Annotated in this window: 17 protein-coding genes and 1 pseudogene; 11 read left to right on the forward strand and 7 right to left on the reverse strand. The window is 32.0% G+C overall.

Annotation, left to right across the window (positions count from 1 at the left end):
- Positions 1-57: 57 nt before the first annotated feature.
- Together ACYVEC_RS29080 and ACYVEC_RS29085 are read left to right on the forward strand one after the other, a co-directional pair.
- The gene (locus ACYVEC_RS29080) at positions 58-1182 is read left to right on the forward strand and encodes a C45 family autoproteolytic acyltransferase/hydolase (RefSeq protein WP_063225039.1); all 1125 of its coding nucleotides are present in this window, start codon (positions 58-60) and stop codon (positions 1180-1182) included.
- Positions 1183-1234: 52 nt separating this feature from the next.
- Entirely contained in the window at positions 1235-1498 is a 264-nt protein-coding gene (locus tag ACYVEC_RS29085) for a hypothetical protein (protein ID WP_063225040.1), read from the forward strand.
- Between the two features lie 92 nt (positions 1499-1590).
- On the opposite strand, the gene ACYVEC_RS29090 is transcribed toward ACYVEC_RS29085, so the two are convergent.
- Positions 1591-2493: a LysR family transcriptional regulator gene (locus tag ACYVEC_RS29090; protein WP_063225041.1), complete on the reverse strand. Its 903-nt coding sequence runs from the start codon at positions 2491-2493 to the stop codon at positions 1591-1593.
- A gap of 158 nt (positions 2494-2651) precedes the next feature.
- Between ACYVEC_RS29090 and ACYVEC_RS29095 the strand changes: the two genes are divergently transcribed.
- The 5 genes from ACYVEC_RS29095 (at position 2652) to ACYVEC_RS29115 (ending at position 8875) form a co-directional block, all read left to right on the forward strand.
- The gene (locus ACYVEC_RS29095) at positions 2652-3338 is read left to right on the forward strand and encodes an MOSC domain-containing protein (RefSeq protein ID WP_063225042.1); all 687 of its coding nucleotides are present in this window, start codon (positions 2652-2654) and stop codon (positions 3336-3338) included.
- Positions 3339-3598: 260 nt separating this feature from the next.
- Entirely contained in the window at positions 3599-4480 is an 882-nt protein-coding gene (locus tag ACYVEC_RS29100) for a GNAT family N-acetyltransferase (protein WP_460509450.1), read from the forward strand.
- Between the two features lie 33 nt (positions 4481-4513).
- The gene (locus ACYVEC_RS29105; RefSeq protein WP_063225044.1) at positions 4514-5110 is read left to right on the forward strand and encodes a DUF1349 domain-containing protein; all 597 of its coding nucleotides are present in this window, start codon (positions 4514-4516) and stop codon (positions 5108-5110) included.
- 221 nt (positions 5111-5331) lie between these two features.
- Positions 5332-7086, forward strand: a complete 1755-nt coding sequence (locus ACYVEC_RS29110) for an ABC transporter ATP-binding protein (protein WP_063225045.1) — start codon at positions 5332-5334, stop codon at positions 7084-7086.
- Entirely contained in the window at positions 7079-8875 is a 1797-nt protein-coding gene (locus ACYVEC_RS29115) for an ABC transporter ATP-binding protein (RefSeq protein ID WP_063225046.1), read from the forward strand. The genes ACYVEC_RS29110 and ACYVEC_RS29115 overlap by 8 nt, the downstream gene beginning before the upstream one ends.
- A gap of 67 nt (positions 8876-8942) precedes the next feature.
- Here the strand turns inward: ACYVEC_RS29115 and ACYVEC_RS29120 are convergent.
- The 3 genes and pseudogenes from ACYVEC_RS29120 to ACYVEC_RS29130 all read right to left on the reverse strand — a co-directional run.
- Positions 8943-9144, reverse strand: a pseudogene (locus tag ACYVEC_RS29120) (tyrosine-type recombinase/integrase); the annotation flags it as partial.
- Between the two features lie 132 nt (positions 9145-9276).
- A complete protein-coding gene (locus ACYVEC_RS29125) occupies positions 9277-10050 on the reverse strand; it encodes a sulfotransferase family 2 domain-containing protein (protein WP_063225047.1) in 774 nt (257 codons plus the stop codon).
- A 445-nt stretch (positions 10051-10495) separates the two neighbouring features.
- On the reverse strand, positions 10496-10660 hold the full coding sequence (locus ACYVEC_RS29130; protein ID WP_080468759.1) for a hypothetical protein: 165 nt from the start codon (positions 10658-10660) through the stop codon (positions 10496-10498).
- A 117-nt stretch (positions 10661-10777) separates the two neighbouring features.
- Between ACYVEC_RS29130 and ACYVEC_RS29135 the strand changes: the two genes are divergently transcribed.
- Positions 10778-10969, forward strand: a complete 192-nt coding sequence (locus tag ACYVEC_RS29135) for a hypothetical protein (protein WP_063225048.1) — start codon at positions 10778-10780, stop codon at positions 10967-10969.
- 250 nt (positions 10970-11219) lie between these two features.
- Here ACYVEC_RS29135 and ACYVEC_RS29140 read toward each other — a convergent pair whose 3' ends face one another.
- Positions 11220-11480: a hypothetical protein gene (locus ACYVEC_RS29140; RefSeq protein ID WP_063225049.1), complete on the reverse strand. Its 261-nt coding sequence runs from the start codon at positions 11478-11480 to the stop codon at positions 11220-11222.
- 250 nt (positions 11481-11730) lie between these two features.
- Between ACYVEC_RS29140 and ACYVEC_RS29145 the strand changes: the two genes are divergently transcribed.
- Complete coding sequence (locus tag ACYVEC_RS29145) at positions 11731-12468, forward strand: N-acetylmuramoyl-L-alanine amidase (protein WP_460509454.1); 738 nt, start codon at positions 11731-11733, stop codon at positions 12466-12468.
- A gap of 202 nt (positions 12469-12670) precedes the next feature.
- Here the strand turns inward: ACYVEC_RS29145 and ACYVEC_RS29150 are convergent, their stop codons facing one another.
- On the reverse strand, positions 12671-13255 hold the full coding sequence (locus ACYVEC_RS29150) for a LysE family transporter (protein ID WP_063225051.1): 585 nt from the start codon (positions 13253-13255) through the stop codon (positions 12671-12673).
- A 57-nt stretch (positions 13256-13312) separates the two neighbouring features.
- Between ACYVEC_RS29150 and ACYVEC_RS29155 the strand changes: the two genes are divergently transcribed.
- A complete protein-coding gene (locus ACYVEC_RS29155) occupies positions 13313-13927 on the forward strand; it encodes a helix-turn-helix domain-containing protein (protein WP_153039400.1) in 615 nt (204 codons plus the stop codon).
- A 407-nt stretch (positions 13928-14334) separates the two neighbouring features.
- Here ACYVEC_RS29155 and ACYVEC_RS29160 read toward each other — a convergent pair whose 3' ends face one another.
- A complete protein-coding gene (locus ACYVEC_RS29160) occupies positions 14335-14904 on the reverse strand; it encodes a BclA C-terminal domain-containing protein (protein ID WP_460509457.1) in 570 nt (189 codons plus the stop codon).
- A gap of 208 nt (positions 14905-15112) precedes the next feature.
- Here ACYVEC_RS29160 and ACYVEC_RS29165 point away from each other — a divergent pair.
- Positions 15113-15250, forward strand: a 138-nt coding sequence (locus ACYVEC_RS29165) for an exosporium leader peptide-containing protein (RefSeq protein ID WP_460509460.1), incomplete at its 3' end; no start/stop codon positions are given.

Below are 15250 nucleotides of genomic sequence, written 5' to 3' on the forward strand. Positions count from 1 at the left end.
AATGAATAAAGTATATTTGGTACGATATGGATAAATTCAATAAGAGGGGGTAATTAGGTGTATCAAGTAAAGGGTTATTTTTCATCGTTAAAAGGAAGTCATTATGAAATCGGTAAGCAACAAGGGGAATTTGTGAAACGACATCCTTATCTCATTCCACAATTTATACAGAAAGAAAACTTAATATCGCATCACCATTGGACAGAATCTAAGAATATACTACATAAATATTGTCCAGGAATAAATGAAGAGATTGAAGGGTTTTGTGAAGTGTTAAAAATTCCATCTGAAAATATGATGTATTATTATCAAACACTATTAAAAGCAGGTTGTAGCCATTGTGCTGTTTTACCTAAAAAGACAGATTTAAAGCATACTTATGTATTAAGAAACTATGATTTGTCACCAGTAATAGATGATATGCGCTTTTGTTCGACTCATGTTGAAGGTGCATATGCACATAGTGGCTTTTCCACTCAATATTTTGGTCGAACGGAAGGAGTTAACGAGCATGGATTATCTGTTACATTTTCAGCATGTGGCCAACCGGTAGGAAATATTGCGGGTTTGAGAAAGCCAGCGGTAAGTGGTTTACAATGTTTTGCAGTAATTCGAGTGTTATTGGAGAAATGCAAAAATGTGCAGGAGGCTAAGGCACTAATAGAAGAAATGCCGATTGCTAGTAATATTAATCTAATAGTAGCGGATCCTTTAGATGCAGCACGTATTGAAATATTTGACGGGTATAAATCAATAACAACGATTGATGATGACAGTCAATCTTTTATCGTATCAACAAACCATGCAGTTAGTTCAGCTATTAAAAAATTAAATAATAGGAGATTAGAACAATCTACAAAGAGATATTCCACTTTACACGAACTTTTAAATCAAAATGAAAAATTGAGCATGGGTTCTTTAAAAGGAATAGTAGAATTAGAATATCCTGCAGGTCTGACAGTGCATAATTATGAAGAGTGGTTTGGAACTTTACATTCTGTATTATCCGATTTACATGATCGCACAATGAATATTTGTTTCGGATCTCCAATTTTAAATAACTGGTATTCATTGAAAGTTGGAGGAAGTCTTCCTTTTTCTGAGGTGAATGTGAACTTTGAAAATAAAACTTATACTGATTTTTGGAGAGAAGAGAATAATGAATTGATTCCAAAGGGATAAATGGGATAATATGGTAGTGCTGAAGGGGGTATGTATACTGGAGGGATTACCGATGCTGAAAATTTTGTTAACGATTGTTCTTATCATTTTTCTAGCCATTTCCATGTATATTGCATATCAAAAAAGAAAAAAAGCGGACATAAAAGGATTAAAAAGTGCATTAACTTCAATTTGTTTCTTTGCACTTGCAATCTTTAATTTGTTTGCATATTGGTTTCATTTAGATGGTATTTTTACAGTGCTATTTTCAATTGTATTATTGTTAGTTGGGGCTTATTTTACAAAATATATTCCAATTTCCAAAAAGGTACACTGAAATTTATAGGTAATAATTTATTTCATTATGAAAAGAGATTATTCTACTAGGTCGTTATGAAACGACTTCATAGGATAATCTCTTTTTTTTATTTAATTTTGTAAAGAATGTACGGTTAGTTTCAATTGCTTAATGAATTCTCGAGTTGCAGCACACATATATTTATCTTTTCTATAAATAAGCCCTATTTCTATAGTCGGAGTAGGATTTCTTAATTTTACAGTTTGAATGTTTTTGTTTTGTAAAAAGTCTATATATGGTTTTGGTAACACTGTAATTCCCATTCCTTTTGAAATCATTTGGATTAAAGATTCCATTGTACTAATTTCTAAAATTGGTTTTGGTTTAAAGTTGAATTTTTGACAATGAGATGTAATTAATTCGGTTAAAAAGAAATTTATAGGTAATAGAATTAAAGGGTAGTTCTGTAATTCAGCAATAGATACATGATCATGTTCAGCTAATGGATGACCGGTTGGTACGACTAATGTAAGTTCACTTTTGTATAGAGGGGTAGAAATAATCTCTTTATCTTGTACCGGGAGAAATGTAATGCCAATATCTAGTTCGTTTTGTAATAATTTTTCACGAATATCTCCTGTGCGAAGCCCTAATACAGAAAGTTCTATATTGGGATATAAATTATTAAAATTTATAATAGCTGGTGGTAGTAAGTAATTCACGACGGTTAACAATGATCCAATTGTTAAGGAACCTTGCTGTAATCCGTTTAAATCTTGAATAGCAGAACGAGCTTGTTCGACTTCATGAAAAATGGTTTTACTATGTAATAATAAAATCCTTCCAGCGTCAGTTAAAGATATTTTTTTACCAATACGATCGAAAAGCGGCATTCCTACGTCATGTTCTAAAGCACGTATTTGCTGACTTAGTGAAGGCTGTGAAATATTTAATTTCTCAGCTGCTTTTGTGAAATGCAATTCTTTTGAAACAGCTAAAAAATATTCAAGTTGTCGTAATTCGATTTGGATCACCTCAAGTATAATGATAGGTTTTACCTATCATTATTATATAAATAATTGGATTGAACAATGATTTTTTAGGTTTTATAATCATCTTTATATAACAGAGATAGTTGTGAAAATAAATCGAGAGAGTAAATTCATGTAACACCTTTAAAGGAGGAAATAGAATGACAAATGAATATCAAATATTATCTTTAAATATAGGATTACCAAAAGAGGTTACGTACGGTGGAAAGGTAATTCATACAGGTATTAATAAAAAAGAAGTAAAGGAACCAGTATTTTTATCCTTTGTAAAATTTAATGGAGATGGGCAAGCGGACTTAGTCCATCATGGAGGAGTAGATAAAGCAGTTTGTGTTTATACTGGTGACCACTATCCATACTGGGAAAAAGAGTTGAATCAAGAACTTATATATGGAGCATTCGGAGAAAATATAACAATAAGCGGTATGTGTGAAGAGGATGTTTGTATTGGTGATACATTTCAAATGGGAGAAGCAATTGTACAAGTAACGCAGCCAAGACAACCTTGTTTTAAATTAGCTAAGAAATACAATATTCCAAAGTTACCAATATATTTTCAAGAAACAGGATATACAGGGTTTTATTTTCGCGTATTAAAAGAAGGTTGGGTATCACCTGTTGATACTTTAAAGCTACTAAAGTCTAATCCACATGGTGTTACAGTAGCATTTGCTAATCGTATCATGCATAAAGAAAAACAAAATATGGAAGGGCTAAAAAGGATCTTAGAAGTAAATGAGCTTTCTAATAGTTGGAGAAATACATTTGAAAAGAGAATGAGAGGAGAAGAAATTAATACGAAGGAAAGGCTAGAAGGAAAAAAATAATAAAAAATATTATTTATAAATGGTGCATTTCTATTAGTAAAAACGAATTAGAAAGCACTATTTTCATACAATAAACTTATTAATATCCAAAAATCCTAATATTGTTTTATTCGACTTATTTTCGAATAGTCGAAACATAAAATTAATTAGACTCTTTTTTTATATTTTGTGATAGTATATTGATTGGTAAGACCTATTACTTTAAGAGCAGGTTATATAACTACATCTAATTTGATGGAATTAACATATGGAGGGACAACATGGGGAATGTTGAAAATTTTGAAAAACTTCTATTAGAAGAACCGAAAAGAGAGCAGTTATTTCCTTTATTTGAAGAAGTGTTTGGGATTACAATTCAAACATTGAAGGATTTTTCAGAGAGAGGCTATTGGGATGATACATATAAAGCTTTATCATTTTTACAGGAAGATAAAGCTATTGCAAATGTTGCAGCATTTTCACTACCATTGATAATCAATGGTGAAAGAATAAATGCAGCGGGCATTCAATCTGTAATGACACATCCTAATTTTCGTAGACAAGGACTAATGACTGAATTAATGAGGGAAATGATTGAAGAAATTGATAAACAATGTGAATGTTCATTATTGTTTACGGAAAAACCTGAACTATATACATCATTTGGATTTAAAGTTGTACAGGAATATTTGATGACTATACCATACGATAAAAATAATAATAATTCTTTACTTAGAAAGCTAGATTATTATATTGAAGAGGATAGACAGTTGATACATGAAACTATTGAAAGTAGCCAAAGACTTTCAAATAATTTTTCAACATTAAACTTCCATCCTTCGTTTTATTTGAATATGTATGATTCGGAATGGAATGAGAAATTGTATTATTTAGAGAAACTAGATGCTCTAATTGTGTATGAAGTAGATAATGAAAAGTTGAAATTATATGGAGTGTTTGCACCAGTAATTCCAGTTTTAGATGAAATATGCGGGGAAATCGCTGAAAGATTTACAGAAATCGAATTTTACTTCTCTCCAGATCAATTAGGGATTGAGGATGTACAGTTTACAGAATTACAGTCTAGTAAGTATTTAATGGTTCGAAGTGATAGAGAGTTGGATTTGAAAGGTTATAAATTCCCAGTATTAGTAGAATTTTAAATGTGCATATAGATGCTTTATTATGGAGGAACTATGAAAATATCACATATACCAGAACATATTGAGCAACTTACTATAATGAATGTACCTGAATATTATAAGCTTAATGACAATCATGTGTTTATTGTCCGCTCGAAACCCGAAACAGATTTTTGGCTTAAAACACATTATGGTTTTGAAGTAATGAATGGTCATGTGTTTTATACTGAGATGATGACAGACTTTCAAGCTGAAGTTCAATTGCGTATGAATCCAAATTCAAAATTCGATCAAGCTGGTCTTTTTGTTATGATTTCGGAAAAGTGTTGGTTGAAAACTTCATTAGAATATATTCCAGATGGTCCATCTCATTTAGGAGCTGTCGTAACAAATAATGGATATTCAGATTGGTCAACACAAGATTTTCCAACAGAATCAGCTACCCAACAACTTCGTTTTCGAATTGTTCGTAAACGTGGTGATTATACAATATATGTGAAAAAGATCCATCAATGGGAACAAATAAGAATCGCTCATTTGATGGAGGATATAGGAAATGAGCCTGTTAAAATAGGTTTTTACATGTGTAGTCCTTCTAAAAACAATGGATTTGAGACTGAGTTTTTAGATTTTACAACTGAAAAAATATAGATAAAAAACCGTATTCTTTTCATTAAGAATGCGGTTTTTGTATTTATATAATACAAAGCACATTTATTGACCGAAAAGTCATTAATGCTTATCATTTAATAATGTTAAATATTAATTTACATAATATAATAGAAGTAATAAAAAAATTATAAATTATATGGCTTAAGTAAGGAGGGTAAGAATTATTAATTGGTAATTTCATAGGAAAAAGGAGATTATGTATGAAATCATTTCGTGAGTTATTACAGTATTTAAAACCATACATGTTCTTCGCTATTATTGGACCGCTATTTATGGTACTTGAGGTTGCGATGGACTTAATTCAACCGACTATTATGCAACATATTATTGATGTTGGGATAGCAAATCGGGATATGAATTATGTAATAAAAATGGGGCTTCTAATGATAGGAGCAGCAGCACTCGGTCTAGTTGGAGGACTTGGGTGCATGATGTATTCTACAAAAGCAGCTGTTAATTTCGCTACAGACATACGAAAAGATGTATTTGCGAAAATCGAAACATTCTCTAGTGAAAATCGTGATTCATTTGGAACTGGGAAATTATTAACGATTGTGACAAATGATGTTACTTCTATTCAATCGGCGATGACGATGACATTACGTGTTCTTGTTCGTGGTCCTTTGTTGTTTATCGGAAGTATCATAATTGTTTTTGTAACAGCGCGTGAGTTATTTCCTATATTACTTGTAGTTGTTCCAATTTTATTACTTGCGATTATATTTATTGCAAGTAAAGCAAGCGGGACATTCAAAAAAGTGCAAGAAGCATTAGATAAAGTGAATACAAAGTTACAAGAAAATTTATCTGGTGTCCGTGTTATTAAAGCGTATGTAAGACAAAAATATGAAATCACTCAGTTTGGAAAAGTGAATACAAACTTAACGAAGATAAATATTCGGGCGGTTCAGCTTATTTCCTTAATGATGCCAATTATAATGTTGGTTGTAAGCGGGGGGATTGTCGCAACATTATGGATTGGTGGAGAAAAAGTATTTAACGGTACTCTTCAAGTAGGAGCTATATTAGCGTTTATAAACTATTTGAATATTATTTTAATGTCACTTATGTCTATAAGTATGGTATTTATGCAAATCGCGCGAGCATTTCCGTCTGCGGATCGTGTACAGCAAATTTTAAATACTGAGGTTGATATTATGAGCGAAACAAATGCGCTTGTACCTAAGCAAATCGAGGGACATATTGACTTTAAAAACGTTAGTTATAGTTATACGAAAAATAATGAATATGTTTTAAAAGATATTTCATTTCGCATATGTAAAGGTGAAAAAGTAGGGATTATCGGTTCTACTGGAAGTGGTAAATCTACTTTAGCAAAACTATTACCGCGCTTATACGATGTTGATCAAGGTGAAATATGTATTGATGGAATAAATGTTAAGGCATACGATTTACAAAAACTGCGTGGTTCAATAGGTTTTGTACCTCAAAAGGCATTGTTGTTTTCAGGTAGTATAGAAGAGAACTTACGTTATGGTAAAGAAGATGCAACAAGTGACGAACTGGAGGTAGCGGCTTCATCAGCTTGTGCGACTGAGTTTATTAACAAGCTGGAAGATTCTTATCAATATCATTTAACACAAGGTGCGACAAATTTATCAGGTGGACAAAAACAGCGTGTATCAATTGCAAGGGCGCTTGTGAGAAAGCCATCTATTCTTGTATTAGATGATTCTACATCAGCAGTTGATGCCAAATCAGAAACTAACATTCAATCATCATTAAGAACAGAATATAAAGGAACAACAACATTATTAATTGCCTCTAAAATCTCATCAATAATAGATGCTGATAAAATTCTCGTTTTAGATAACGGTGAATTAGTTGGTGATGGTACACATGAAGAACTGTTAGAACAATGTGAGGTATATCAAGAAATTTATCTTTCCCAAGGTGGCAATTTACATAAAGAAGGTGGGAAAGAACATGCGTAATTTTCAAGGGCAATTTGCTAATAAAGGTGGACGTAAAGCGCCTAAGATGGGGAAAGCTAATAATACGAAAGGAACTGTAATGCGAGTATGGAACTATATGGGGTATCAAAAGGCTGCTCTTACGTTCGTTATATTTTTAGTATTTATTACGACATTACTTGGGTTATTAGGTCCTTACTTAATGGGAGTAATCATAGATCAATATATTGTACCTAAAGATTTAAATGGTACAGCAAGAATGTGCATGTTACTTATCGCAATTTATGGTATTACAGTGTTTTTAACTTGGTTACAAACATTTGTCATGGTTAACGTTGCATTAAAAACCATACAAAAAATACGACAAGATATTTTTGAGAAAATCCAAACGCTTTCTTTACGGTTCTTTGATGTACGTTCTCAAGGAGATTTAATGAGTCGTGTGACCAATGATATAGATAATTTGAATCAAGCGTTGACACAAAGTGTTGTACAAATTATTTCATCAGCATTAACCTTTATAGGTGTAACGATTGCGATGTTCGCATTAGATTGGATTTTAGCAATTGTTACTTTAATTACAGTACCTATTATGTTTTTTGTTACAAAAAAACTAGTTGCTTATAGTGGTAAAAACTTTGCAAAGCGTCAAAAAGATTTAGGAGAATTAAATGGTTTTATTGAGGAAGCTATAACAGGAGCGGATGTTACAACGTTATACGGGAAAGAAAAAGAAACTGTACAAAATTTCAATAAGATTAATGAACAACTAAGAGTTTCAGCTACGAAGGCGGATACATTTTCAGCTTTTATTTTTCCGAGTATGAACTTTATAAACAACTTAGGTATGGGACTTGTAATTGGTACTGGATCAGTAATGGTTTTAAATGGAATGACTACAGTAGGTGTCATTGCGGCTTTTATTAATTATTCTCGTCAATTCTCAAGACCGCTCAGTCAATTCGCAACATTAATGAATACGATTCAAGCGGCAGTTGCTGGTGGAGAACGAGTCTTTGAAATTATGGATGAAGTACCGGAGATTCAAAATAAAAAAGATGCATCCGTTGTACAAAATTTACAAGGGCATGTTGCACTCGAAAATGTTTCATTTGGTTATGAGGAAAATAAGGCGGTTTTAAAAGAAGTGAGTCTTAAGGCGAAGCCAGGGGAGACAATTGCTTTAGTTGGTCCAACTGGATCGGGCAAAACAACAATCATTAATTTGCTGACGCGCTTTTACGATATTCAGCAAGGACAAATTCATATCGATGGAAAAAATATTAAAGATTATGATATTAATTCGTTGCGAAGTAAAATAGGAGTAGTTTTACAAGATACGTATTTATTTGCTGGGACGATTATAGATAATATCCGTTATGGTCGATTAAATGCTAGTGATGAAGAAGTAATTAATGCAGCAAAGGCAGCATCTGCACATTCTTTCATAAAGCATTTACCTTATCAATATGAAACAAAAATTGCTTCAGAAGGATCGAATTTAAGTCAAGGACAGAAACAACTTCTTGCGATTGCGAGGGCAATTTTAGCAGATGCAGATATATTAATTCTCGACGAAGCGACATCTAATATTGATACGAGAACAGAATTACAAATTCAAGAAGGACTAAACAATTTAATGAGAGGTCGAACAAGTTTTGTAATCGCTCATCGACTGAAAACGATTGAAAAAGCAGATCAAATTCTTGTTATAAAAGATGGAAGTATTATGGAAAGAGGGAATCATGAATCTCTTATGAAAGATAGAGGATTTTACTTTGATTTGTATACGAGTCAGTTTAAAATTTAATAAAAACATTGATGTGATGCGGTTTCTCTAGGAAGGGGGAACCGCATTTTTATATTTTCAAACATTACTATCCAAATAGTTGTTCACTAAATGTTTTAACTGCGTCTTCTTGCATCCCAGGTCCCAGGTAAAATATGCGAATAGCAATTTAATGTTATGAAAACGTCTTTATGACCCAACTATTCACTTGCAATATTTGGATATACACTTTGATTCAAAAGTAGTGTTGCATGAGTATGACGTAAATCAGGGAAACAAATTTTTAAAATTCAGATTTTATCGGAAAAAGACACTGCTTCCAGTGTCTCAACTTACTACGAGAGTTTTATGTGGAAACTTAAATAGACGAATTTAAGTTTCCATATAATATATGAAACTGCAATTAGAAAATCACTTATTTTTTAAAGGGTTAATGGGTATTTGTACGTGCTGAAATCTTTATTAAAAATATCTTGTACTAATTGGATAGTTTCATGATCATAAAAACTATCGTATGTTGGGAGGCGTGGGAATAAAGGATCGGTAATATCAGCATCTGCAAAATTACCTCTAAAAATCGCCCTGTCCTTCTGATGATGCCATGATTTGGTTAGTATGTGTAAAGGAGCAGTTTTTAATTGATATGTTTGTTCTAGACGTACAATTTCGGTAGAGAAATTTTCAAGGTAGATATAATTTGTAACAAACGCTTCTTCACCGGGTACATACTGTGGTGTCAAATGTGGATCTACTTGTTCTAAATCTGTCATTTGTGATTTTAAGTAATAGAGATAGATTTTAAATGAAATAGGCTTACTACAAATGCTGTTACCATAATAAAAACTCCGAACGGACTCCCATGCTGGGTTTTCTATGTATGGAGGAGCGATTAATGAGAAGAATGAACTTACAGCTCTTGTATACGGGTTTCTTACTAACTTATAGGTATCTTTTTCTTTTGAATATAAAGCTGCAGCTAATTCAATAAAGTAGTCTGAGGAGTTTTTGTATATTTCATTTTCGTAATTATGGATGAAAGAATCGTATTTTATGGCTTGCTTAAATAAATTAATTTGATAAAAAAACCAATGTGTAAGAGAAGTACAACCACTTTTCTGGCTCCAAAATAAAATTAAAGGGAAGTTAGAATTGAAGTGGGGAACGCGCCTGTATTTAATAATATTTGCAAAAGACATTGGTAGCCTCCATTCAGTTATGTCAATTATTTTTAGTTTATGAATAAAGTACCTGGCATATGAACAAGAGAAGAGAAGTAGAATAGATAATTTAAAACAATATAATTTTGAAATGAAGGCGTTATTTTAATAAAAAAGCAGTTGGCTTTTGCTAACTGCTTTAGTAACTGAGAGTTCTCTTTAAGTAATGTAGATAAAAAAACTAGCCATAAAAATATAGCTCTTATCAAAATTAGAGAATCAACTAAAATCAAAAACTGTTTTTTCAGTGGTTTTCGAAATTCCTTTATTAATTTAAAAACGGCACTAATACTGAATTAGATGTATAACAAAAGAACAGCTAGCAAAAGCTAGCTGCTCGGTTTTCCAAGGAGAAAATCTAATGTTACTTACATTATTGACGCAATATTGAGTTTTGTTCAAGTGAGGGTACTAATTAAGTAGGTTACATGAGAAGTCCAATTAACATCCAGGCTGCCCCGATCAGAATTAAAGTTTCGAAGGTAATCCAAAACTTTCTTTTTTCTGGTTTTTGAAATTCTTTAATTACAGAAAATATGGCACTTATTCCTACAAGAGTGAAAAGAGCGATTCGGGTTGTTTCAGTCATTTGTATCACCACCTAATATTTTAATAGTTTAATTATATAATAATTACTGTTTTATGGAAAATTAATAAAGTAATTCATTTATAAGTAAGTAGATTGAACGGAGGAGAGCCGTATCACATGAATCAATTTTCATTTTTTGGAGATATCCATGATAAGCAGATGTGTAGACTTGTGGTGAAGGAGCTGAAAAACTATAAAGCATTGTGCGTCCGGATGAAGAATCAAGAAGAACAGGAAAAGAGGAGAAAAAGAAAGAGAAAGAACAGGAAGAGTAGAAAAATCGGCGAAAAGAGAGTGTTTATAAGCTAGTACGTTTATACCTTGAAATAATGGTTAAGTAAGGGGAAGAAGCGTAGAAAGCGATTAGGCGTTTGAAATTTATAAGGAACATAATGCTGAAATAACTAATCGTAAATGTAAGGATAAAACGGTGATTTGTATACTAGCCATTTTTTTAATTTAATAAAGTGCGGTTTCTCTAGAAAGGAGAAACCGCACTTTTATATTTATAAAGATAATTAGAAATATAGAGTTGAAATTTTTTTAGATACACGAATTGTTAGCAAATACTAGCAACTTCAGTGCCGGACGGAAAAAATAATTTACGAGGTATTGTAATAATCTCAAGAGCCATCTGGGCTGAATGGAGAAGTATTGGAGTTAACTCTAAAGCGTGTGTTAATAATAATATAAAACTTGTTAGGATTGCAAAGCTTCCCCAAAAGAAACTTTTTGAAGTGTTACGGAAATCTTTTATTAAGGAAAAGAAAGAAAAAAATGCTGTAACAACGAGAATTAAAAATTTATACTTATCAGCCATTAAACCCCTCCTAAAGAACAATAACTTATATTATAGCGTATTTTTCTGTATTATTATAAAAAGATTTTAAAATGAATGATAAAAAAGTAGATGCCACAAATTAATATATTAGTTGAGAGTATTATTTTTGGTTTTTTCATTTAAAAAATAGATTAGCGCCCTATTTAATATTTGCAAGTGTTGTACTGGATATTTGACCGGACAATAAGACGAGCTTTGAATATGTTAATAAAAAAGGGGGTGTTGAAAAATGGCTAGATATAGTTTACATGCAGGTCACAATAGTATTGTACAGGGTGCGAATTATGGAAATCGGAAAGAACACATTATGGATCGTCAAGTTAAGGATGCAGTTGTTGCTAAACTAAGAGCATTAGGACATACAGTTTATGATGATACGGATGAAGTAGGGACAACACAAGCACAAAATTTAAATAACATTGTATCAAAAACAAATTCACATGATGTAGACTTAGTAGTTTCATTTCACTTAAACTCATACGATACGAAAGCAAATGGTGTTGAAGTACTTTACTATGATCAACAAGCTTTATCAGCAAAGATAGCAGCACAACTTTCAAAAGATATTGGCTGGTCAAATCGTGGTGCAAAGGAACGTAAAGACCTTTATGTGTTAGCGAATACGAAAGCACCTGCAATCTTAATTGAACTTGGATTTATCGATAATGAAGCAGATATGGCAAAATGGAATCCAGATAAGATTGCAAATTCAATTGTTTATGCATTAACTGGGCAATCAGGTGGGACAACTCCGCCATCCCCAAAAAATATCATTCAATCAGGAGCATTTTCACCGTATGAAACACCTGATGTAATGGGGGCATTAACGTCCCTAAAAATGACAGCTAACTTCATCTTACAATCTGATGGTCTAACATATTTTATATCTGAACCAACTTCAGATGCGCAACTTAAAGGAATGACGGATTACCTTGATCGTAAAGGCTGGTGGTATGAAGTTAAGTAAAGATTTGAGTTTAGTGGAACAGAATATTTACAAACCAATCGGTCCGAAAAAGAGGATTACTTATACTGAGTAATCCTCTTTTTAAAATTTTTATTCCGACCTAAAATTAAATAAGTAAAGCATGTAAGTGGAATGTTTATTGAAAATATCATCCATATTTGTAAAACGTATTTTAAATAAGAACAAAATTTAGAATTTGAATTTAATTGACTACAATTGAAATAGCACTAAAAACTAATAAAACGGCCATAATGATGTTAAATGATTTAGTATGTTTTAATAAAAGTTTTTGGAACATGGAACCAAATAAGCTCCAACTAAATGTACTCATTAACCCGACTACACCGAGAAATAATGAAAAAAGTAGATAACTTGAATATGAAGTGTAGTAAGGAAGAATAAAAGTTGATACTACAGTTAGTCCGAATAGTATCCCTTTAGGGTTAACAAACTGAAGAAAAATCCCCACTGTAAATAAATTTTTATTATATTTTTCATCGGGATCTGTACTAGTTTTACTAGTTAGTATTTTAAAAGCTAAATATAGCATGTATGCTACACCTAAAATTTTTAAAGGGAAATCGATTATGGGTAGAATATTAATTAGTACAATATTAAAGAAGCTACACAAGGAAGTGAGGATGAAAAATCCGAAAGCTACTCCGAAGCAAAATTGAATACTCCTTTTTAAACCATGTTGATTGGCGTATGTCATAGCTAAAAAATTGTTAGGTCCGGGTGTGAAGCTACTTATAAAAACAAATAACAAAAAAGAAAAGATAGGCATTTCAAAACCCCCTAATTATTTCGTGTGTTATAATGACCGAAAAGAACAATATAACGTGTGCTCTTTATTATACATAACGGTCGTTATATTGTATATAGTGTAGGAGTGTTTCTTATGGAAGAAATTCAATTTATTCTGGCGAAAAATTTAAAGACAATACGAGAGAAGGAAAAATTAAGTTTAGAAAAGGTTTCCCAATTAACAGGTGTGAGTAAAACGATGATAGGACAAATTGAACGAGGAGAGTCAAGTCCAACATTAACAACGATATGGAAAATTGCTAATGGTTTGAAAGTGTCTTTTACTTCTTTAATCAATAATCCGCAACCGGATACGAAAGTTGTTTTACGAAATGATATTCAAGTATTATCAGAAGACAATGGGAGATATAAAGTGTATCCTTCTTTTCCTTTCCAAGATGATAGGAACTTTGAAATCTATACGGTTGAAATTGAGGCAGAAGGAAAACTAAGTTCGGAAGGCCATAAAGAAGGGGCCGAAGAATTTATAACAGTGTTTGAAGGGGAATTGACAATTGAAATAAATGATTGTCAATATAAATTAAATAGTGGGGATGCAATTCGCTTTAAGGCGGATAGACCGCATTCTTATCATAATTTTGGAAGAACGCTAACACGGTTAAGTATGACCATTTATTATTCAGCTTCATAAATTTACAGCTGCCTTAAAAAACAAAGAAAGGCGTAATGATAAAAGCATCTATGAGAGATGGTTTTTATTTTTTATAATCGACAAAAAAAGACACTCATTTGAGTGTCAACCATAGTATTGCTCTCGCGTATAGGATTGGAGTATGTTTCTCAAATACGTATTGAGATGGTCCGCATTTGAGAAACTGTCTTCTTATTTAATGTAACATTGGCATAGGTAGAGTGTAAATTGATAATGTATATACGGAAAATTTAGTATAGATACTTTGTACTATGAATATAGTGCAAAGTGTTTCTTATTGCATAATCACTGTCGTGAAGTTATTGAAATATAAGCTTTAGGAATGACGTAATAGTTACTATTTTAGCATTTAAGAATGATTATTATAAAAAAGAACGAATCATTTTTTAATCAATTCGTATAATTGTTAAAGAGGCATCTGTAGAACCGCCTCCAACTAAATTAACTACGGATAATACGCCGAATAGTTGAAGTGAAATTGTATTACCAGCAATTAAATTGCTTATTAAATTATTATTATAATTTGAAGTTGATATTGCAGGTGAAAAAATAGATCTGGGAAGTGGAGTTGAAGAGTTTAATAGTAGCCTTGTACCAGCAAGTAAAGAAGTTGTTGTATTAACTTGATAGGTTAAATAATATCTTCCAGTAACAGGAATTGTAAATATATCATTTGAAGCGTTCACTGTAAAATTACCGAGACTTTGGTTATTAGAAAGTGGAATATTAGTTCCACCTAATATGACTGACATGGGACCACCTAATGTATTATTGGCAAACATAGAGTTTGTAGTAATAATAGGTCCAGTAATGCCAGAAGGTCCAGTAATACCTGTGGGCCCAGTATTACCTGTAGGACCAGTAGGACCTGTAAGCCTGTAAGGGAGAATAATTTCAAGAGCCAGGGAAAATAGTTCTTTTTTCATTTTTTCATTCTTATCTTGAATATAAATCACCTCATTTTTAATTAGAACGTAACCGATTTAGTATTTTGATATGGAACTATCATTTTATTATATTAATACTACTAGTTATAGCAACGGTAAAAGTTTAATATATGTAAAAACATTTGAGTATGAAAAAGTAGTCATGGAATTTTTCTAAAATGATAGATGTTTTATTTTTTTAATTAGTAAACAAAAATGTGGAATGAGGGGTATTAAATTGAACCGCAATGACAAATTGTTGTTGAATAATGGTATGATAGGCCCAGAAAATATTGGACCTACCTTTCCGGTTCTTCCACCAATTTATATTCCAACAGGAGCAACGGGAGTAACCGGGGTAACAGGACCAACGGGA

Source organism: Bacillus sp. MN7755, assembly GCF_054771475.1.